A 21,370-nucleotide genomic window follows, 5' to 3' on the forward strand; every position below is an offset into this window, starting at 1 on the left:
ACCGCCGGCAGGATGCCGCCCGCACGCGCACAGCACATCGAATTCAACAGCAGCTTTCTGCGAGGAGGCGACGGGATCGATGTCTTGCGTTTTGCAGAGGGTAATTCTGTGGAACCGGGTCTCTACAACCCGGACCTTCTGGTCAACGGCAACTGGATGGCCCGCACCGAGGTGCGGTTCACTCAACGCAGTCGGGGTGCCAGTGCCCAGCCCTGCTTCAACATGTCCCTGCTGGAGCAAATGGACATTGACATGGCGAGCCTGCCGGCGAACGAGGATGTTGTGGATGGAGACCCAGCGTGCCTGCGCATTGAAAAGGTCGTCCCCGGCGCTTCCGCAAGCTTCAACGTAGGTTTGCAACGACTGGATGTGAGCATTCCCCAGATCCTGATGCGGCGCGTGGCAAGCGGCTACGTGAGTCCGGAGCAGTGGAACGCGGGCGTGACGACCGGCACGCTCGGCTATGACTTCAACACCTACCATGCGCGCGGCGGGCCAGCGGGCAGCAGCACCCAGGGCTACCTGGGCCTGAACAGCGGCTTCAACTATGCGCGCTGGCATTTCCGGCACAGTGGCTCGTTCAGTTGGAGCGATCAGGGACCGAGCCGTTATCAGAGCATCTCGGCCTATGCGCAGCGCGACATCGCCGACTGGTCATCGCAACTGATCCTGGGCGACACCTACACCGACGGGGAGATCATGGACTCGGTCTCCTTCCGCGGCCTGCGGCTGCGCACGGACGACCGCATGCTGCCCGAGTCGCAGCGCGGCTTCGCGCCCGTGGTGCGCGGCGTGGCCAATTCCAACGCCCGGGTGGTCATCCGCCAGAACGGCATCAAGCTGCAAGAGACCACGGTGGCACCGGGCGCCTTCGTGATCGATGACCTGTACCCCACCGGCTATGGCGGCGACCTGCAGGTGGACATCGAGGAGGCCGACGGCTCCGTGCGTTCCTTCTCGGTGCCCTATGCGGCCGTTCCTCGTTCGTTGCGCGAGGGCCAGCACCGCTACAGCCTCACAGCGGGCGCGGTGCGCGGCCTGCGTGAGAGCGCTCCGTTCTTCTCGCAGGCAGGCTGGCAGTACGGCTTCTCGAACATGCTCACGGCCTATGGCGGCGCCACGGTCGCCAAGGGCTATTTCTCGCCCACGGTGGGCGCCGTGTTCAATACACCATGGGGTGCCTTTGGCCTGGACCTCACACACGCCAGCACCCGCATCCCCCATGACCGCAGCTACTCGGGGCAAAGCCTGAGAGTCACCTACGCCAAGACCTTCCCGGAGTCCGGCACGGGCATCACCCTGGCTGCCTACCGCTATTCCACCAACGGGTTCTTCGGCATCAACGAGGCCATGCGGGCGCGCGACCTGACCCGGCCCGCTGCCAGCGGCGCACCGCCCCCGCTGTCGCGCCCGCGCACGCGCGCCGCAATGACACTGAGCCAGCGCCTGGGCGAGCAAGGGGGCAACCTGAGCATTTCCGCCTCCATGGACAACTACTGGAACCGCGCGGGCCGCCGCGTGGACTACACGCTCAACTACAGCAGCTCGTGGCTGGGCGTTCCCTACAACTTGTCGGCCTCGCGCCAGCGCGATGCCTGGGGCCGCCCCAGCACGCAGCTGTACGCAGGGGTGACGATTCCGCTGGGGGCGGGAAAGCCCAGAGTCATGAGCCGTTTCACACATGACTCGCGCGGCGGCAACCAGTTGCAGGCCAGCACCTACGGGCAGGCCGGCAGCGATCTCTCCTATGGCCTGAATGCCGAATACGGCAGCAGCGGCAACCAGGGATCGCGCCTCAATGCAGGCGCCAATGCCCTCTACCGCCGCCCGTACACGCTGTTCAGCGGCAGCGTGAGCGCGGGCCGGGCCGGCCAGCAACTGTCACTGGGCGCGCGCGGCGCCTTGGTCGCCCACCCCGGAGGGGTCACGCTGTCGCAGCCCCTGGGCGAGACCTTCGCCATCGTGCAGGCCCCGCATGCCGAGGGCGCGCGCCTCACCAATGCGCCCGGTGTACGCATCGATGCACGGGGCTATGCCGTGGTGCCCTACATGACACCCTATGCCATGAACGAGGTGTCGCTGGACCCCAAGGGCATGTCCATGGATGTGGAACTGCAGGAGGCCAACCGGCGCGTCGCACCGGTGGCCGGTGCCGCCGCCATGGTGGTGTTCAAGACGAGCTACAGCCGCTCAGCCGTGCTGCGCCTGACGCAGGCGGACACGTCGCCCGTGCCTTTCGGCGCCGTCGTCTCGGACGAGAGCGGCAAGGACCTGGGCATGGTCGGCCAAGCCGGCAAGCTCATGCTGCGCGGCCTGTCGGACCAGGGGCAGCTGCACGCCCAGTGGAAGGCCGGCGATGGCACGGCCCATTGCAGCATGGCCTATTCGCTGCCGGCGCGGGAGCGCTCCACCGGCTCCCGTGTGCCAGCCAGCATGGACCTGCACTGCGTGCCGTCCCATCTTGCCGCAGCGCCGTCCCATCAGGCCGCGCTGACACACAGAGCCGAGACCTCGCGCCCCATCGCCATCCGCCAGTCCAGCCTGCCCTTCCAGGCCGAGAAGCATCTTGGCGATTTGCGGCTGAGCCTGCGCATCAGTGTCTTGCGCACCACGGCCGATGCGAAGCAGTACACGGGCCAGGCGCAACCGCCCTTGGCGCCGGACGGCCAGGCAGACAACAGCCCTGGCCTGCGGATCGATCGCAGCCTGGTGGGTAAATTGCGGGACTCGCCAACGCACGCCCAGGCCTCGGTCGGCGTCTGAACCGACGCGGTACATGGCGGTGCCCACCCCCTTTCCGGCACGCGGTCCGCCGGTCACCTGCCCTGCGATATTGAAATCCAAGAACCGCCTTTTCATTCAGCAACGGAGCATTTTCATGATAATTTCCCGTGCCATCGCATTGTCCTCAGTACTCTTCATTTTTTCCATAGGCCAGGCACATGCGCAAGCTTTTTGCTCTAACGATGGAGTCGGCAATTCCATCAACGATGGCAAAAATCATTATGTCCTCCTGCCCAGTAGAACGCTGGAGGTCCCACTGCCGTTTGATATTGAATCTCGTGCAATCGGCAGTGTAGTGGGCCGCGTCGCCTTTCTCCCTTATATCATCAACAAGAAATATACTGGAATGAAAGGGGGTGCAATGTTCTGTGCAAAATACCAAACCTCTGGCTGGTATGGCGTGGGCACCTTTCACCAGAAACACCGGGCTTATGAGAGCTCCATTCCCGGCATAGGACTGCGCATAGATTTCAGAAAAATGCCTATTCCGACCGACCCAAGCAATGCAATACAGAGCTACTTTCCCATCCAGGAACTGTCCGATGCTCCCATCTATATCTATCTGGTGAAGATTGGCCCGATCAAACAGGCAGGGCCCCTCAAAGGGGTTTTCCTTCAATACAAGGTCGACGACGTGGTAATCGCCCAATACCAGTTTGACCGTGAGGCCACCGCTCCGACCGGTCCGTTCTGCACCGCGAGCCTCAGCGCAGAGAACCCGGCCACGGCCGCCGTCGCCCATTCTTCCGATCGCCCCGCTGCTGAGGGCAGGCTGCCGAAAATGATCGCCAAAGCTCCATCCTGCCTTGCTGATGGACTGCCAGGCATCAAGCCGGTCATGGGAAGTTCCAGTGTCGCCCAACTTTCGCTCAACCGCCACTGATCCCAAGCCTGCCTTTGCGAGGGCCTTGGAGCAGGCGCTGCACTCCTCAGAGATGCCATGCGCCTGCACATGCCAGGGCTAACGGCACACGGCACAAGACGCCACGTTGTTCTTTCGAACTGCCGCCTTGATTCCAGATGGAGAACCAGAATGAATATGTACAAGCTTTTCGCATTTTCCATGGGAATCATTTTTTCCACCATTTCCGCATCCCATGCAGCATTCTGCATGCCGGCTGACTCCAATCCGACCACTGATGGAAAGAACCATTACATTGCATCTTACCCCGTGAATCAGGCCCTGAGTTTACCCATCAACATAAACTCCGAACCAAACGGCAAAGTGTTTGCAGTAATTTCGCTTAACCCAGTAATCGACAACAAGAGATATTCCTCAATACCTGCGCGAGTGGTTTGCTCAGGCTTTGGCAGACCTTCATTTTCAGGATTCGGAGTCCCTGATGACAGAATCTATCCCAGCAATGTCCCCGGAATAGGATTACGCATGTCAATGGAAGGGATTGGAACAATTCCCAGCGATCGACCTACACTAACGAATTCATACACCATTCCCGAAGGAGAAAAATCCACCATTACAATAGATTTCATAAAAACAGGACCCATCAGTACTATTTTTGGAGAGATCCAACTGGCAGGACCATACATGGAAATGAAAATTGCCGGAGCACTCGCCGCGCAATACGTTTTCTCCGGTGTCACCCTGGTCCCCATCAATCCCACCTGCACGCTGGTGTCGGACAGCATCAGCGTACCGCTGGGCACGCATCCCGACACACGCTTCACGGGTTTGGGTGCGACCACGGACAAGGTGCCCTTCTCCATCCAGCTGAGCTGCTCCGGCGGCGACCCGAACACCCAGATCAAGCCTTTCGTGACGCTGTCGGGCACGACGGACACGCAAGTCCCCTCGGTGCTGGCGCTGACCGGCTCGCAGGTCAGCGGCGTTGGCGTGGAGGTGCTGAGAAATGGCGCGATCCAGGGCTTTGGCGCAGCCAACGGCTGGCAGGCGGGCACGATTTCGCAGGGCACGGCAAATTTCCAGATCGACCTGGAGGCGCGCTACCGGCAGATCAGGAATACCGTGAGCGGCGGTGGCAGCGCCAATGCCTTGGCGACCTTCACCATCGACTACCAGTAGGCCGGCCGTAACACGGCGGTATCGGCTTGGGTCATGAGACAAAAGGGTTAACCCCATTCCAAAAACGTCGCAACCTCTGCGACATTTCAACCAAGCAAGGTTGCACCATGTCTTCTTCATGGTGTATCTCCATTCGCATTTCCCACCTTTTCCATTCCTCACTGGCACACCATGTCCACCACCGTAGGCATCAAGGTTGATGACGCTCTGCGCGAGCGTATCCGCATCGCCGCCCAGCAGATAGGGCGCACACCGCACTGGCTGATCAAGCAGGCGGTTGTCCAGTACGTCGATGCCCTGGAGCGCGGCGCGACCACCATCCGGCTGTCCAGCGCGGGCGACAGCCAGGGCGATGTGGCGCTGGAAGAAGCGCAACCCAGCAGCCCGCAAGAGGTGCAACCTTTTCTGGAATTCGCCCAGTCCATCCTGCCGCAGACGCCGTTGCGCGCTGCCATCACGGCCGCCTGGCACCGGCCCGAGCCCGAGTGCCTGCCGGTGCTGCTGCCGCTGGCACGCGCCCAGGATGCCCAGCAGGCCGACAAGGTGCGCGAGCTGGCGACCCGGCTGGTGCAGGGCCTGCGCGATGCGCCGGCCGGCAGCGGCGTGGCGGCGCTGGTGCAGGAGTTCTCGCTGTCCAGCCAGGAAGGCGTGGCGCTGATGTGCCTGGCCGAGGCGCTGCTGCGCATTCCCGACCGTGCCACGCGCGATGCGCTGATCCGCGACAAGATCAGCAAGGGCGACTGGCGCGCCCATGTGGGCCGCTCGCCCTCGCTGTTCGTGAACGCGGCGGCCTGGGGCCTGGTGCTGACGGGCAAGCTCACGTCCACCAGCAGCGAAAAGAACCTGTCGTCGGCGCTGACGCGCGTGATCGGCAAGGGCGGCGAGCCGCTGATCCGCCAGGGCGTACACCGCGCCATGAAGCTGATGGGCGAGCAGTTCGTGACGGGCCAGGACATTGCCGAGGCGCTGGCCAACAGCCGCGCCTATGAAAAACAGGGCTTTCGCTACAGCTACGACATGCTGGGCGAGGCGGCCGCCACCGATTCCGACGCACAGCGCTACCTGCAGGCCTACGAGCAGGCCATCCACGCGATTGGCGCGGCCTCCAACGGACGCGGCATCTTCGAGGGGCCTGGCATCTCCATCAAGCTGTCGGCCCTGCACCCGCGCTACAGCCGCGCGCAGTACGAGCGCGTGATGGCCGAACTGCTGCCGCGCGTGCTGCAGCTGGCCGAGCTGGCCAAGCAGTACGACATCGGCATGAACATCGACGCCGAAGAGGCCGACCGGCTGGAGCTGTCGCTGGACCTGCTGGAGGCCTTGTGTGCCGCGCCCTCGCTCAAGGGCTGGAACGGCATAGGCTTTGTGGTCCAGGCCTACCAGAAGCGCTGCCCGCAGGTGCTGGACTACCTGGTGGACCTGGCCCGCCGCAGCCGCCGCCGCCTGATGGTGCGCCTGGTCAAGGGCGCCTACTGGGACAGCGAGATCAAGCGCGCCCAGGAAGGCGGCCAGGCCGGCTACCCGGTCTATACGCGCAAGGTCTATACCGATGTGAGCTACCTGGCCTGCGCGCGCAAGCTGCTGGATGCGCCCGATGCCATCTACCCCCAGTTCGCCACGCACAACGCGCAGACCCTGGCCAGCATCTACCACCTGGCCCAGGCCGTGGGCGGCAGCTACTACAGCGGCCAGTACGAGTTCCAGTGCCTGCACGGCATGGGCGAGCCCCTGTACGCACAGGTGACGGGCCCGGCCTCCGAAGGCAAGCTGGCCCGCCCCTGCCGCATCTATGCGCCCGTGGGCAGCCATGAGACGCTGCTGGCCTATCTGGTGCGCCGCCTGCTGGAGAACGGTGCCAATACCTCGTTCGTGAACCGCATCGGCGATGCCTCCGTGCCGGTCTCCGACCTGGTGGCCGACCCGGTGGACGAGGTGATGAAGATCGCGCGCAACGAAGGCCGGCTGGGCGCCCCCCACCCGCGCATTGCGCTGCCGGCCGATCTGTTCGCGCAGCAGGGAGACAAGCCAGGGCAGGCCCGCGCCAACTCCCAGGGCCTGAACCTGGCGCACGAGCAGCAGCTGGCCTCGCTGGCCGCCGCGCTGCTGCACAGCACGCGCCAGACCTATCTGGCCGCCCCCGCGGATGCCGACCTGCCGGCCGACCCGGCACGTACCGAAGGCTGGCAGCCCATGCGCAACCCGGCCGAGCTGTCCGACATCGTGGGCTGGGTGCGCGAGGCCACGGCGGCCGAGGCCGAAGCCGCCGCCGCGCGCGCCGCGCAGGCCGCGCCCATCTGGGCCGGCACACCGCCCGCCGCCCGTGCCGACGCGCTGGCCCGCGCCGCCGACCTGCTGGAGCAACGCAGCCAGCCGCTGATGGGCCTGATCATGCGGGAGGCGGGCAAGACCCTTTCCAACGCCGTGGCCGAGGTCCGCGAGGCCGTGGACTTCCTGCGCTACTACGGCGCCCAGGCGGCCGCGCATTTCGACAACGCCGCGCAGCGCCCGCTGGGCGTGGTGCTGGCCATCAGTCCCTGGAATTTCCCCCTGGCCATCTTCTGCGGACAGGTGGCTGCGGCCCTGGCCGCCGGCAACACGGTGCTGGCCAAGCCTGCCGAGCAGACACCGCTGACGGCCGCCGCCATGGTGGCCCTGCTGCACGAGGCTGGCGTGCCGCGCGACGCGCTGCAGCTGGTGCCGGGCACGGGCGAGACCGTGGGCGCGGCCCTGGTGGCCCATGCCCAGGTGGCGGGCGTGATGTTCACGGGTTCCACCGAGGTGGCGCGCCTGATTGCACGCCAGCTGTCCCGCCGCCTGTCGCCTGCGGGCCGCACCATTCCGCTGATTGCCGAGACCGGCGGCCAGAACGCCATGGTGGTGGACTCCTCGGCCCTGGCCGAGCAGGTGGTGGCCGATGTGCTGGCCTCGGCCTTCGATTCGGCCGGCCAGCGCTGCTCTGCCCTGCGCCTGCTGTGCCTGCAGGACGAGGTGGCCGACCGCACGCTGACCATGCTGCGCGATGCGCTGCAGGAGTGGAACCTGGGCAACCCCGACCGCCTGAGCACCGATGTGGGCCCCGTGATCGACGATGCGGCGCGCCGCCAGATCGAGCAGCACATAGAGCAGATGGCCGCGGCGGGCCAGAAGGTCACCCGCGTGGAACGCAAGGACGGCGTGCTCAACGGCCACTACGTGGCCCCGGCGCTCATCGAGATCGACAGCACCACGCGCCTGCAGCGCGAGGTCTTCGGCCCCGTGCTGCATGTGATCCGCTTCAAGCGCGAGCAGCTGGACGCGCTGGTCGATGGCATCAACGCCACCGGCTACGGCCTGACCTTCGGCGTGCACAGCCGCATCGACGAGACCATTGCCCACCTCACCCAGCGCGTGCATGCGGGCAACATCTATGTGAACCGCAATGTGATCGGCGCCATGGTGGGCGTGCAGCCCTTCGGCGGCATGGGCCTGTCCGGCACCGGCCCCAAGGCCGGCGGCCCGCTGTACCTGCACCGGCTGGCGCAGGGGCCGGCCAGCGCGGCGCTGTCCGTCTTTGCGCGGGCCGAGTCGTCCGCCCAGGCACCGCTGCAATTGCTGGGCCTGCTGCGCGAGACGCTGTCCAAGGCACCGCCCCAGGACATGTCCGCCGATGAGCAGGTGCAGGCCCTGGCCGCCTGCGACGAGGCCCTGGCCGCCTCGCGCCTGGACGCCGCCATGCTGCTGCCCGGCCCCACGGGCGAATCCAACCGCTACCGCCTGCTGCCGCGCGGCCCCGTCTGGGCATTGCCGCGCACGCCGCTGGGCCTGGTGGCCCAGGTGGCAGCAGCCCTGGCCAGCGGCAACGCCTGCCATGCCGTGCTGCCCGACAACGGAACAGGCGCCGACAGCGGCTGCGCCGCCACCTGGCAGGCGCTGCGCGCCGCTGCGGGCGATGCCGGTGTGCCATGGCTGCACAGCGCCAGCGCCGAATCGCTGGCTGATGCACAAGCGCCCATGGCGGCCTTGCTGTTCGAGGGCGACGGCGACGCCCTGCTGCAGGTCTGCGCCCAGGTCGCCGCGCGAGACGGTGCCCTGGTGCGCGTGGAAAGCCGCAACAGCGACGAGCTGCATGCGGGCCGCGGCTATGACCTGGCCGCGCTGTTCCACGAGCAATCCATCAGCACCAATACCGCCGCCGCAGGCGGCAATGCACAGCTCATGACCATGGCTTGAACCGCCGGGGCCGGCACAACCGGCCCCTGGCAAGCGCCCCGCACAACCCGAAAAAACACGACCAACGCAGGACACTTCAATGCAATTCAACTGGAACGACCCGACGGCGATCATGTTCGCCATCTACCTGGTCGCCATGCTCGGCATCGGCGCCATCGGCTACTTCAGCACCAAGAATCTTTCCGACTACATCCTGGGCGGCCGCAGCCTGGGCAGCTTCGTGACGGCGCTGTCGGCCGGCGCCTCGGACATGAGCGGCTGGCTGCTGATGGGCCTGCCCGGAGCCATCTACCTGTCCGGCCTGTCGGAAGCCTGGATCGCCATCGGCCTGATCCTGGGCGCCTACCTGAACTGGCGCCTGGTGGCGGCGCGGCTGCGCCTGTACACCGAGCGTGCCGGCAATGCGCTGACCCTGCCCGACTACCTGGCCAACCGTTTCGAGGACCACTCCAACGTGCTGCGCATCGTGACGGCCGTGGTGATCCTGGTGTTCTTCACGCTGTACTGCGCCTCGGGCGTGGTGGCGGGCGCGCGCCTGTTCGAGAACATGTTCGGCATGCCCTACAGCACGGCCCTGTGGGTGGGCGCGCTGTGCACCATCGCCTATGTGTTCATCGGCGGCTTCCTGGCCGTGAGCTGGACGGACACCATCCAGGCCTCGATGATGATCACGGCGCTGATCCTGGCGCCCGTGATCGCCTGGCTGGCCGTGCAGGGCCATCTGCAGCCGGGCCAGGACCTGCACGCCATCGTGGCGGCAGAGAAGTTCGACCTGTTCCGTGGCGCCAGCTTCGTGGGCGTGGTCTCGCTGCTGGCCTGGGGCCTGGGCTACTTCGGCCAGCCGCACATCCTGGTGCGCTTCATGGCGGCCTCGTCGGTGCAGACCATTCCCTCGGCCCGCCGCATCAGCATGACCTGGATGATCCTGTGCCTGGCCGGCGCCGTGGCCGTGGGCTTCATCGGCATCCCCTACTTCGCGGCCAACCCCGGTGGCGCCGCCGCCGTGAACGCCAATGCCGAGACGGTGTTCATGGAGATCACCAAGCAGCTGTTCAACCCCTGGATCTCGGGCGCGCTGCTGGCGGCCATCCTGGCGGCCGTGATGAGCACGCTGTCGTGCCAGTTGCTGGTGTGCTCCAGCGCGCTGACCGAGGACATCTACCGCACCTTCCTGCGCAAGAATGCCAGCCAGATCGAACTGGTCTGGATCGGCCGCGCCATGGTGCTGCTGGTGGCCTTGATCGCCATCGCCATCGCCAGCAACCCCGACTCCAAGGTGCTGGGCATGGTCAGCTACGCCTGGGCCGGCTTCGGCGCCGCCTTCGGCCCGGTGATCATCCTGTCGCTGTTCTGGAGCCGCATGACGCGCGGCGGCGCGCTGGCCGGCATCATCACCGGCGCCGTGACCGTGCTGGTGTGGAAGCAGTTCGGCTGGCTGGGCCTGTACGAGATCATCCCCGGCTTCATCCTGGCCTGGCTGGCCACGGTGGTCGTCAGCCGCATGGGCCCTGCGCCTTCGCAAAGCATCCTGAAAGCGCATGCGGCGGTGGAGAGCGAGTTCGAGCGGATCGGGGCACGCTGAGTGGCAATGAGCTGACCCGCTCCATCTGAACCCGACGCCCGATGACGCTTGCGCGCATCGGGCGTTTGTCATTTCAGCACCTATGGCATCGCCAAATCAGATGCACCTCAACGCACATGACGAGCGCTTTGTACGTGGTCGCCACAAGGGGAGTGGTCACTACAATCCATGGGCTCTTTTTTTCGTCGCCGGGCCGCCCCAGGATGAAAAGCGGCCCCCTGCGGGGGACCGCGGACCTTGCCCTGCAAGGGGAGCGTGGGGGCCATTTTTCAACACACAACAAGTGAGACTGCCGCTATGCAAATGATCCGCCGCACCCTTCTTTCGACCTGCGTGGCCGCCATGGCGGCTGCTTCGGCTGGCGCCGTACTGGGCCAGACCAAGGAGGTCAAGGTGGGCTACGCCCTGGCCGTGAATTCGCACTACGGCGCGGCTGCCCAGGCCTGGGCCGATGCGGTGGAAAAGGGCACGAACGGCGCCTACAAGTTCAAGCAGTTCCCCGCGTCCGCCCTGGGCGGCGAACGCGAGCTGATCGAGGGCCTGCAGCTGGGCACGGTGGAGGCGGCCATCGTCTCCACGGGCGCCATCAGCAACTTCGTGCCCGATGTGGGCGTGGTGGACATTCCCTTCCTGTTCCGCGACACGCAGCATGCGCGCGCCGTGCTGGACGGCGCCTTCGGCCAGGAGCTGCTGGCCAAGTTCAGCAAGCGCGGCCTGGTCGCGCTGGCCTGGGGCGAGCAGGGCTTTCGCCACCTGTCCAACAACAAGCACGCCGTCAACGGCGTGGCCGATCTCAAGGGCCTGAAGATCCGCGTGACCGAGAACCCCGTGCACATCACGGCCTTCCGCACGCTGGGCGCATCGCCCACGCCCATGTCCTGGCCCGAGGTGATCGGTGCGCTGCAGCAGGGCACGATCGACGGCCAGGAGAACCCGATCTCGGTGCTGGCCTCGGCCAAGCTGTGGCAGGTGCAAAAGCACCTGACGCTGACGGCCCATGTGTACGCGCCCATGGCCCTGCTGGTGTCGCCCTCGTTCTGGGGCAGCTTGAACGACAGCCAGAAGGCGGCCTTCACGCAGGGCGCCAAGTCGGGCGCCATCGCTTCGCGCGTGTTCGTGGACACGGTGGAGAAGAAGGGCGTGGAAGAGGCCAAGAGCCACGGCATGCAGGTGGTGGAGAAGGTGGACCAGGCTGCCTTCCGCACCGCGCTGGAGCCAGCCTACAAGGAATACGCGAAGAAGTTCGGCCAGAAGACGCTGGACACCATCGCCAACGCCAAGTAATCCTTCCTGCCACGGGCGGCCTGCCCGTGGCACCGGGCCGCCGCTGCGGGCAAGCCCCATGGCCCCGCACGGCGCCCGCCCCGATGATCTGACCTCCGACGGCAGCCCGGCCCTTGCGCCACTCCCCTCCTGCCCTCGCCCACTCCTATGCTCAACCGAATCGAACGCGCCCTTGTGGCCTGCAACCGCTGGCTGCTGATCGTGCTGTTGCTGGCCATGGCCTGCATCGTGTTTGCCAATGTGGTGCTGCGCTACACCACGGGCGACTCCATTGTCTGGGCCGAGGAAGTGGCCCGGCACATGATGATCTGGGTCACCTTCCTGGGCGCGGGCCTGGTGCTGCGCTTCGGCGGCCATGTGGCCATCGACAACCTGCACCGCTCGGTGGGCACGCGCAAAGCGCAGTGGCTGCGCCGCCTCGTGGTGCTGGGCGTGGGCCTGTTCTGCGCGGTGATGGCGGTGGCCTCGTCGCAGTACGTCTGGGCCACGCGCTTCCAGACCACGGCGGCCACGGACATTCCGATTTCCTTCGTCTACGCGGCCATGCCCGTGGGCTTCGTGCTGATGCTGGTGCATCTGCTGTTCATTGCGCGCGGCTACGTGGCTGATGGCTCCTTCGCCAAATCGGACGAAATGGATGCCGACGCAGCCGCGTCCATATGACCCCCCTGAGTCGCTGCGCGCCTTCCCCCAGGGGACGACACCCTCGCTGCGGGGCGGCGCGGCCGGCCCAGGCCCTTGCTTGGTGTCTCCTGCCTTGGAGCGTGTCAGTTCCATCGCTCTGCCATGAATAACTGATTCGAACGCACATCATGGGTATCACGCTTTTCATCGCCATCGTCGTCCTGCTCACGCTGGGCTTTCCGGTGGCCTTCGCGCTGGCGATCTCCGCTGCGCTGGCCGTCTTCGTGGGGGGCCGCTATCCGCAGCTCATCGTGTTCAAGGAGATGTTCACGGGCATAGACAGCTTTCCGCTGATGGCCGTGCCCTTCTTCATCCTGGCGGCCGAGCTGATGTCGGGCGGGGCGCTCACGCATGTGCTGCTGCGCTTTGCAGCGCAGTTCGTGGGCCATCTGCGCGGCGGCCTGGGCTATGCCAATGTGCTGTCGCTGACGCTGTTCTCGGGCATTTCGGGCTCGGCCCTGGCCGATGCGGCCGGCCCCGGCTCGATGATGGTCAAGATGATGGACAAGGCCGGCTACGCGCGCTCCTACGCGGCGGCGCTGACGGCCAGCACGGCCATCGTGGGGCCCATCATTCCGCCGTCGGTGAGCATGATCATCTACGCGCTGCAGGATGAGAACGTGTCGGTGGGCGGGCTGTTCATGGCCGGCTTCATACCCGGCATCCTGATCGCGCTGGCCATGGCCGCCGTGAACTGGTGGGTGTGCAGGAAGCGCGACTACCGCTCCACCGAGCCGCGCCCTGACGGCCGCACGATTTGGATCAACAGCTTCAAGGCGATTCCCGCGCTGATGCTGATCGTGCTCATCGTGGTGGGCATCCGCTTCGGCATCTTCACGCCCACCGAGGCGTCGGTGGTGGCCGTGTTCTACGCCCTGGTCTGCGGCAAGTGGGTGTACCGCACGCTGCAGTGGTCGGCGCTGCCGGGCATTGCGGCACGCTCGGCCATGCTGACGGCCTCGGTGCTGCTGGTGATGGCGACTTCGGCCGCCTTTGCCTGGGTGCTGACGGTGGAGGGCATTCCGCAGTACCTGTCCGAGCTGATCGTGAGCTGGGAGCTGTCGCCCACCCTGTTCCTGATCGCGGTGAACATCCTGCTGCTGGTGTTCGGCATCTTCATGGAGCCGCTGCCCGGCGTGATGATCCTGGTGCCCATCCTGGCGCCCATTGCGTTCAGCCTGGGCATCGATCCCACGCACTTCGCCATGGTGGTGATCGTGAACCTGACGCTGGGCATGATCACGCCGCCCGTGGGCGGGCTGCTGTTCGTGACCTCGGTGGCCACACGCGTGTCCATCACCGATCTCACACGCGAGATGCCGCTGTTCCTGCTGGCCCACTTCGTGGTGCTGTGCCTGCTGACCTTCATCCCCGCGCTGTCCACCTGGTTGCCGCATACGCTGGGCTTCCAGTGACGACAAGGGCCTCTTGAAGAGGCCCTTTTTTTCGGATTCAGAACAGCAGGCCGGCCATGCGCTGGGCCGTTTCCTTCAGGTGCGGCAGGCCCTCCAGCGCCTGCGCCAGCGGCATGCGCGCCTCGGGCGCATGCACGGCCAGCGTGGCGCGGCACTGGCCCTTGGCATCGCGCACGGGCACGGCCACGGCGATCATGCCGCGCATGAATTCCTCGCGGTCGCAGGAGTGGCCTTCACGCACGATGCGCGCGCACTCCTGCGCCAGCGCCTCGGGCGTGGTCAGCGTGTTGGCCGTGCAGGCGGTGAGTTCCACGCTGTCCAGGATGGCGGCGCGCCGGGCCGCAGGCATATGGGCCAGGAACAGCTTGCCGCTGGCCGTGGCGTGGATGGGCACCATCGATCCGGCCTCCAGCTGGATGCGCAGCGGCCAGTGGGTCTCGACACGGTCCAGGTAGCGCACGCGCGTGCCGTCCAGCACGGTGAGGTTGCAGGTCTCGCCCAGACGGGCCACCAGTTGGGACAGCAGCTCATGGCGCAGGGCCTGGCGCGGGTCGGCTTGCAGGGCGCGCACCGCCAGGCTCAGCAGCTTGGGGCCGGGGGAGAAGCTGCGGTCACCCTCATGGCGCAGCAGCCATTGCCGCGCCTCCAGGTGGGAGCACAGGCGCGAGGCCGTGGCCTTGGGCAGGTTGAGCGCGGCTGCGATGTCCATGAGGCCTGGCGGGGCCTCGGCCTGGGTCACGAAATCGAGCACGGCCAGGGAGCGATCGGAGACCGAGTTCGCTTCGTCCTGCCGTGCAGGGGTGGGGTCCGGGGCAGCGCTGGCAAGGGATGGCGGCATGGGGCGGTGTCGTGTCGTGTGGAAGGCCGGAAACGCTTTCGATCATGCCTGATCGCCAGGAGGCGGCAAGGGTTTGCGCGGGGTTGCAGTCCACGGCGGCAACGAATAAGTTTCACTCAAAGGAACAAATAGTTCCTTAAAAAGAAACTCAAAAGGAGCCACTGCATGCCGGACCCCATCGACAGCTATGACTACGTGATCGTGGGAGCAGGCTCTGCCGGCTGCGTGCTGGCCGCGCGCCTGTCCGAGGACCCGGCCACGCGGGTGCTGCTGCTGGAGGCCGGCCCGCCGGACCGCTCGCCCTGGATCCACCTGCCCATCGGCTACGGCAAGACCATGTGGAGCCCCGTCTACAACTGGAAGTTCGAGACCGACCCGGACCCCAACATGAACGGCCGGCGCATCTACTGGCCGCGCGGCCGCACGCTGGGCGGCAGCAGCTCCATCAATGGACTGATCTACGTGCGCGGCCAGCGCGAGGACTACGACCACTGGGCGGCGCTGGGCAATGCAGGCTGGTCGTATGAGGAGGTGCTGCCCTACTTTGTGAAGTCCGAAGGCAATGCGCGCGGCGCCTTCCCGGGCCATGGCGCGGACGGGCCGCTCAAGGTCTCGGACATCGGCGCACAGCATCCGCTGATCGAGGCCTTCATTGCCGGTGCAGGCCAGGTCGGCGTGCCCCGCACCGAGGACTTCAACGGCCGCGACCAGGAGGGCGCGGGCTACTACCAGCTCACCACCCACAAGGGCCTGCGCTGCAGCACGGCCAAGGCCTATCTGGGCGAGGCCCGGCGCCGCCCCAATCTGCGCATAGAGACCGACGCCATGGCCACGCAGTTGGTGCTGCGCGGCCGGCGCGCCACCGGCATCCGCTACCGGCAAGGCGGGCAGGAGCGCCAGGCCCAGGCGCGGGCCGAGGTGATTCTGTCGGCAGGCGCCATCCAGTCGCCGCAGCTGCTGCAACTGTCGGGCATAGGCCCGGCCGCGCTGTCGCAGTCCCTGGGAATTCCCGTGGTGCACGATCTGCCGGGCGTGGGCGAGAACCTGCAGGACCATCTTCAGATACGCCTGGGCTACGAATGCAGCCAGCCCATCACCACCAATGACCAGCTCAATTCCTGGGTGGGCAGGACCAGGCTGGGGCTGGAATGGCTGCTGTTCCGCTCGGGCGCGCTGGCCGTGGGCATCAACCAGGGCGGCTGCTTCATGCGTGCGCTCAGGGACGAGCAGGGCCGGCCCGTGGCCGCCACACCCGACATCCAGTTCCACGTCTCCACGCTGTCGGCCGACATGGCAGGCGGCCAGGTCCATCCGTACTCGGGCTTCACCATGTCGGTCTGCCAGCTGCGACCCGAGTCACGCGGGCAGTTGCGCATCCGCTCGCGCGATGCCTTCGAGCCGCCCTCCATCCAGCCCAACTACCTGGCCACCGACCTGGACCGCCGCACCAACGTGGCGGCCGTGCGCGCGGCACGCGCCATTGCCGACACGCCGGCCATGCGCCCTTTCGTGAAGCGCGAGGTCAAGCCCGGCCCCGATGCGCACAGCGATGCGGAACTGCTGGAGTTCTGCCGCAACCACGGCGCCACCATCTTCCACCCCAGCGGCACCTGCCGCATGGGCAGCGACGTCCTGGCCGTGGTCGATGCGCGCCTGCGCGTGCACGGCATGGCCGGCCTGCGCGTGGTCGATTGCTCGGTCATGCCCACCCTGGTCTCGGGCAACACCAACGCGCCCGTGGTGATGATGGCCGAGAAGGCCGCCGACATGGTTCGCGAAGACAGGCACGGAGAGACAGGGCAGCTCAAGGTCGCATGACTGCCCGTTCCTGCATCCCGGCAATGCGACAGACAACCAGGAGACAGCATGACGACGGCAACCGATCCCAGGGTCATCCGCAAGGTAGTGACCTCCGCGCTCATCGGCGCAACCATCGAGTGGTATGACTTCTTCCTGTACGGCGTGGTCGCCGGCATCGTGTTCAGCAAGCTGTACTTTCCCAGCGACGATCCGCTGATCTCCACCCTGCTGGCCTACACCACCTTTGCCGTGGGCTTCGTCACGCGGCCGCTGGGCGGGGTGATCTTCGGGCACTTCGGCGACCGCGTGGGACGCAAGAGCATCCTGGTGGTCACGCTGATGATCATGGGCGTGTCCACCTTCCTGATCGGCCTGCTGCCCACGCATGCCCAGATCGGCGTGGCCGCGCCCATCCTGCTGCTGCTGTTGCGCGTGGCCCAGGGCATAGGCCTGGGCGGCGAATGGGGCGGCGCCGTGCTCATGGCCTACGAATACGCGCCCAAGGAAAAGCGGGGCTTCTATGCCTCCCTGCCCCAGGTGGGCCTGGCCATCGGCCTGTTCATGGCCTCGGGCGTGGTGGCCCTGCTGTCATGGCTGTGCACCGAGGAGCAATTCATGGCCTGGGGCTGGCGCGTCGCGTTCCTGATCTCGGGCCTGATGGTGGCCGTGGGCATGTACATCCGCCTGCATGTGAAGGAGACGCCCGAATTCGCGGCCGTCAAGGCACGCAATGCCGAGACCGCGATTCCCTTCATGGACATGATGCGGCGCTATCCGGGCAATGTGCTCAAGGGCATGGGCGCACGCTATATCGACGGCGTTTTCTTCAACGTCTTCGGCGTGTTCTCGATCAGCTACCTGACCTCCACCCTGCAGATCAGCCGCACCGATGCATTGATCGGCGTGATGGTCGCCGCCGTGGTGATGTGCTTCACGATTCCACTGTTCGGCCGCCTGTCCGACCACCTGGGCCGCAGCCGCGTGTATTTGTGGGGATCGCTGATCACCGCGGTCTCGGCCTTCCCGGCCTTCTGGCTCATGGCCGACAGCGGCGGCAATATGCTGCTGATATGGATCGCCATCGTCGTGCCCTTCGGCATTCTCTACGCGGCGGTCTACGGTCCCGAAGCCGCCCTCTTCTGCGACCTGTTCGACGCCAAGGTGCGCTACACCGGCATTTCCTTCGTCTACCAGTTCTCGGGCATTTTCGCGTCCGGCATCACGCCCATCATTGCGACGGCGCTGGTCAAGACGGCCGGTGGCAGCCCATGGCTGGTGTGCCTGTATGTGGTGTTTGCGGGAGCGGTATCGGCCTGGTGTGCCTGGGCGATTGGGAGGGATGGACAGGGTGCCCGCGCCTTTCGGCCCTTGGGCAATTCCAGGGCAGGCCTGTGAATGGATGGAATCCGGGCGCTTTCAAGAAGTTTGAATACGCACGCTGGAAAACACATTGCCGGCGTACGAACCCATTTCAGGGACTCCAGCAAAAGCCACTCAAAACCATCGCACTGTTTCTCTTTGTAAAGACGATGGCTAGAATGCCCATGCATTTTCTTATTCAGACAGAGAGGGATCATGTTCAAGAAAACATTGGCAGCAGCCATCTTGCTGGGCTGCGGCCTGGCGCAGGCATTTATGCCCCAAAGCGGTTCGTGGGTCGTGAATTCGGAGCTAGACGGCAAGCCTGGCCGCGGAATGGTGGTAGACGCACAAAATGGCACTGTGGCGCTACAGATGTATGCCTATGAAAACGACGGCCGTCCTACTTTCTTTCTGGCTGCAGGTCCTCTGGTCTCGAACCGTTTTTCCGGACCCTTGACGCGGTACAGCGGCGGTCGGTATTTCGGCAGCGGACCGCGTTCAGGCGTAGAAGCCGGTAGCCCCGGCCAAGTCAGTGTTCGCTTTACCAGCGGTATCTCTGGCTTCATCACATTTCCAGGTGAGCCTGAGGTCGCCATATCTCGTTTCAACTTCGGCTACCCCGCCGTGGCATCCAGCCTGCGCGGAATGTGGACGCTGACTTCGTTCGGCAGCGAAGGCGTTTTCTCCGAAGTCGTGAATATGCAGCTGCAGACACCCGCCACGGCGAACGGAAATGGCCTGATGGAAACGGCAGACCGGCTGTTTGGCTGTGAACACCAGATCCGGGGCAATCTGGCGGGCGGCGTGCTGTGCGTGAAGATCACCAGCTCTGGCCAGTTGCTGCGTTCCTACTACTTCGTCTACAGCGTGAACGAGGGTGAAGGCAGCTCCCGCACCAATGGCACCCGCCCCGAACAGGTGCTGGTGGTCAAACGCCTGCTTGACCCGAAGGGCGTGGGTACAGGCATCGTCTACGCGGCCGACGCACCCGTGGACCCAGTGCCCACCGTGCTGCACGACATCATCGAAAACCTGTCCTTCAACGCCGCACCTCTGCCAGCCGAGCAGGAGTGACGCCCCCGCTGCCGGCTCCCCCTCAGGGCAGCGCCGGCAGCTGCTCCGCATGCCGCAGGTCCACATGCGCCTGCAGGAAGTCGAGCACGGCGCGCGTGCGCGGGGGCAGGCGGTCGGGCTTGCCCAGGTAGACGGCGTGGATGGGTTCCAGGTCGCCCGTGTTGAATTCCTCCAGCACGGGCACCAGCCGGCCGGCGAGCACGTCGGCCCAGGCGTGGTACAGCGACAGGCGGGCCAGCCCCGTGCCGTGCAGCGCCAGCTCGCGCATCACATCGCCATCGTTGACGCGCACCACCTCCCCGATATCGACGGCCACGCGCTGGCCGTCCACCAGAAATGGCCAGTGCGGTATGGCGCGCTGGTAGCTCCAGCCCAGGCGCACATGGTGGCCCAGCTCGTCCGGATGCAGGGGTCTGCCCATGCGGGCCAGGTACTGCGGTGAGGCCAGGATGACCTGCCGCGTGTGGCCCAGCAGCCGCGCGACCATGTCCGAGGGCGGAAGCTGACCCCAGCGCACGGCGATGTCCGTGCCGGCCTCGACCAGGTCCACGATCTGGTCCGTGAAGCTCAGTTCCAGGCTCAGCCCGGGATGGCGCAGCAGCAATTGCGGCACCAGGGGCACGAGCAGCATTTTTCCGGTCGATGAGCTGGTGTTGATGCGCACCAGGCCACGTGGTTCGCTGCGCACGGCCACGCAGGCCTCCAGTTCCTCCAGGTCGGCCAGCACGCGCTTGCCGCGCTCGAACAGCTGGCAGCCTTCGGGCGTGAGATGCAGGCGCCGCGTGCTGCGCTGGAGCAGCTGCACGCCCAGGCGCGCCTCCAGCCGCGACATGCTTTTGCTGACGGCCGAGGGCGAGATGCCCAGGTGGCGCGCAGCGGCCGAGAGGCTGCCGCGCTCGGCCACCAGGATCAGCATTTCCAGCTCGGCAAAGCGGTTGGCATCGGCGTTGCCTGTGTCGGCGGCGGCGAGAGGAACAAGTGCGGGCATGGTGTCTCCGAGAAAAGGATCATCTATTCCACACAGGAACAGATCCGTTTCCATTATTCCATCTACACAAAGGTATGTTGCAGTGCGACATTACTGGACATCACACCAAGGATCACAAGGAATCCGTCCATGCCTCTTTCCCTACTCGCCCTGGCGGCCGGTGCCTTTGGCATCGGCACCACGGAATTCATCATCATGGGCCTGCTGACACAGGTCAGCCAGGATCTTCACATCAGCATTCCCACGGCGGGCTCGCTGATTTCGGGCTACGCCATCGGCGTGGCCGTGGGCGCGCCCGTGCTCACGCTGCTGACGCGCCAATGGCCGCGCAAGCGCCTGCTGCTGGCGCTGATGCTGATCTTCATCGCCGGCAACCTGGCCGCCGCGTTCGCGCCCAGCTATGAATGGCTGATGTCGGCGCGCGTGCTGACCTCGCTGACCCACGGCACCTTCTTCGGCGTGGGCGCCGTGGTGGCCACGGGACTGGTGCCGGTGGACAAGAAGGCGTCGGCGATTGCGCTGATGTTCTCGGGCCTGACCCTGGCCACCCTGCTGGGCGTGCCTGCCGGCGCCTGGATCGGCCAGATGTTCGGCTGGCGCAGCGCCTTCCTGGCCGTGGCCGCGATCGGCGTGCTGGCCTTTGCCATCCTGGCCGCCTTCGTGCCGCGCGACCAGGGCCGCCCCGAGGTCACGCCGCTGGCGCAGGAGCTTGCCGTGCTGGCCAACGGCCAGGTCTGGCTGGGCCTGGGCATCACGGCCTTCGGCTTTGCGGGCGTGTTTGCGCTCTACACCTATGTGGAGCCGCTGCTGACCCAGGTGACCCGCATGGGCGACAGCCTGGTGGCGCTGACCCTGCTGCTGTTCGGCGCGGGCCTGGCCGCAGGCAATCTGCTGGGCGGCAAGCTGGCCGACCGGGGCGTGATGCGCGCCCTGGTGTGGAGCATTGCGGCGCTGATGGTGGTGCTGGCGGCAGGCCGCTGGGCCTTCGGGAACCAGGCCGTTGCCATGGCCTATGTGATCGTGCTGGGCGTCGTGGCCTTCGCCACGGTGGCTCCCATGCAGATGCGCGTGCTGGACCAGGCCGGCCCCCAGGGCGCCAACCTGGTCTCCAGCCTGAACATTGCGGCCTTCAACCTGGGCAATGCCCTGGGTGCCTGGGTCGGCGGCCTGGCCCTGGCCGGTGGCCTGGGCCTGGTCAACCTGGGCTGGGCCGCCGCCGCGCTGACGGCCGTGGGCCTGGTGCTGGTCTTCTGGAGCAGCCGCCTGCCCGCAGGCTCCGCACGCAGCGCAGGCGTGGCCTGCGCCTGAG

14 protein-coding genes are annotated in these 21,370 nt (G+C 66.1%); 12 read left to right on the forward strand and 2 right to left on the reverse strand.

Annotation, left to right across the window (positions count from 1 at the left end):
- Positions 1–12: 12 nt before the first annotated feature.
- The 8 genes from DACI_RS30000 to DACI_RS30035 all read left to right on the forward strand — a co-directional run bounded on the left by DACI_RS30000 (position 13) and on the right by DACI_RS30035 (position 13,999).
- Entirely contained in the window at positions 13–2,763 is a 2,751-nt protein-coding gene (locus tag DACI_RS30000; RefSeq protein ID WP_404825864.1) for a fimbria/pilus outer membrane usher protein, read from the forward strand.
- Positions 2,764–2,878: 115 nt separating this feature from the next.
- Entirely contained in the window at positions 2,879–3,667 is a 789-nt protein-coding gene (locus DACI_RS30005; RefSeq protein ID WP_012207736.1) for a hypothetical protein, read from the forward strand.
- 663 nt (positions 3,668–4,330) lie between these two features.
- Positions 4,331–4,825, forward strand: coding sequence for a fimbrial protein (locus DACI_RS32440; protein ID WP_063328532.1), 495 nt, complete (start codon positions 4,331–4,333; stop codon positions 4,823–4,825).
- 171 nt (positions 4,826–4,996) lie between these two features.
- The gene (gene putA / locus DACI_RS30015; protein WP_012207738.1) at positions 4,997–9,034 is read left to right on the forward strand and encodes a trifunctional transcriptional regulator/proline dehydrogenase/L-glutamate gamma-semialdehyde dehydrogenase; all 4,038 of its coding nucleotides are present in this window, start codon (positions 4,997–4,999) and stop codon (positions 9,032–9,034) included.
- Between the two features lie 79 nt (positions 9,035–9,113).
- Complete coding sequence (gene putP / locus DACI_RS30020; protein ID WP_012207739.1) at positions 9,114–10,616, forward strand: sodium/proline symporter PutP; 1,503 nt, start codon at positions 9,114–9,116, stop codon at positions 10,614–10,616.
- Between the two features lie 297 nt (positions 10,617–10,913).
- On the forward strand, positions 10,914–11,900 hold the full coding sequence (locus tag DACI_RS30025) for a TRAP transporter substrate-binding protein (RefSeq protein WP_012207740.1): 987 nt from the start codon (positions 10,914–10,916) through the stop codon (positions 11,898–11,900).
- A 147-nt stretch (positions 11,901–12,047) separates the two neighbouring features.
- Positions 12,048–12,563, forward strand: a complete 516-nt coding sequence (locus DACI_RS30030; protein ID WP_012207741.1) for a TRAP transporter small permease — start codon at positions 12,048–12,050, stop codon at positions 12,561–12,563.
- Between the two features lie 149 nt (positions 12,564–12,712).
- The gene (locus DACI_RS30035; RefSeq protein ID WP_012207742.1) at positions 12,713–13,999 is read left to right on the forward strand and encodes a TRAP transporter large permease; all 1,287 of its coding nucleotides are present in this window, start codon (positions 12,713–12,715) and stop codon (positions 13,997–13,999) included.
- Between the two features lie 37 nt (positions 14,000–14,036).
- Here the strand turns inward: DACI_RS30035 and DACI_RS30040 are convergent, their stop codons facing one another.
- Positions 14,037–14,837 carry an IclR family transcriptional regulator gene (locus DACI_RS30040; protein ID WP_012207743.1) on the reverse strand — a complete coding sequence of 267 codons (801 nt, stop codon included), beginning with the start codon at positions 14,835–14,837 and terminating at the stop codon, positions 14,037–14,039.
- 165 nt (positions 14,838–15,002) lie between these two features.
- Between DACI_RS30040 and DACI_RS30045 the strand changes: the two genes are divergently transcribed.
- From DACI_RS30045 to DACI_RS30055, 3 genes are all read left to right on the forward strand, one after another.
- Positions 15,003–16,655: a GMC family oxidoreductase gene (locus tag DACI_RS30045; protein ID WP_012207744.1), complete on the forward strand. Its 1,653-nt coding sequence runs from the start codon at positions 15,003–15,005 to the stop codon at positions 16,653–16,655.
- 48 nt (positions 16,656–16,703) lie between these two features.
- Entirely contained in the window at positions 16,704–18,032 is a 1,329-nt protein-coding gene (locus DACI_RS30050) for an MFS transporter (protein WP_012207745.1), read from the forward strand.
- A gap of 180 nt (positions 18,033–18,212) precedes the next feature.
- Positions 18,213–19,073, forward strand: coding sequence for a hypothetical protein (locus DACI_RS30055; protein ID WP_012207746.1), 861 nt, complete (start codon positions 18,213–18,215; stop codon positions 19,071–19,073).
- 22 nt (positions 19,074–19,095) lie between these two features.
- On the opposite strand, the gene DACI_RS30060 is transcribed toward DACI_RS30055, so the two are convergent.
- Positions 19,096–20,061 (reverse strand): LysR family transcriptional regulator, encoded by a 966-nt coding sequence (locus DACI_RS30060; protein WP_012207747.1) that lies wholly within the window; start codon positions 20,059–20,061, stop codon positions 19,096–19,098.
- A 129-nt stretch (positions 20,062–20,190) separates the two neighbouring features.
- Between DACI_RS30060 and DACI_RS30065 the strand changes: the two genes are divergently transcribed.
- Positions 20,191–21,369 carry an MFS transporter gene (locus DACI_RS30065; protein WP_012207748.1) on the forward strand — a complete coding sequence of 393 codons (1,179 nt, stop codon included), beginning with the start codon at positions 20,191–20,193 and terminating at the stop codon, positions 21,367–21,369.
- Position 21,370: the final 1 nt, after the last annotated feature.

This window comes from Delftia acidovorans SPH-1, from assembly GCF_000018665.1.
Classification (GTDB): domain Bacteria; phylum Pseudomonadota; class Gammaproteobacteria; order Burkholderiales; family Burkholderiaceae_C; genus Comamonas; species Comamonas acidovorans.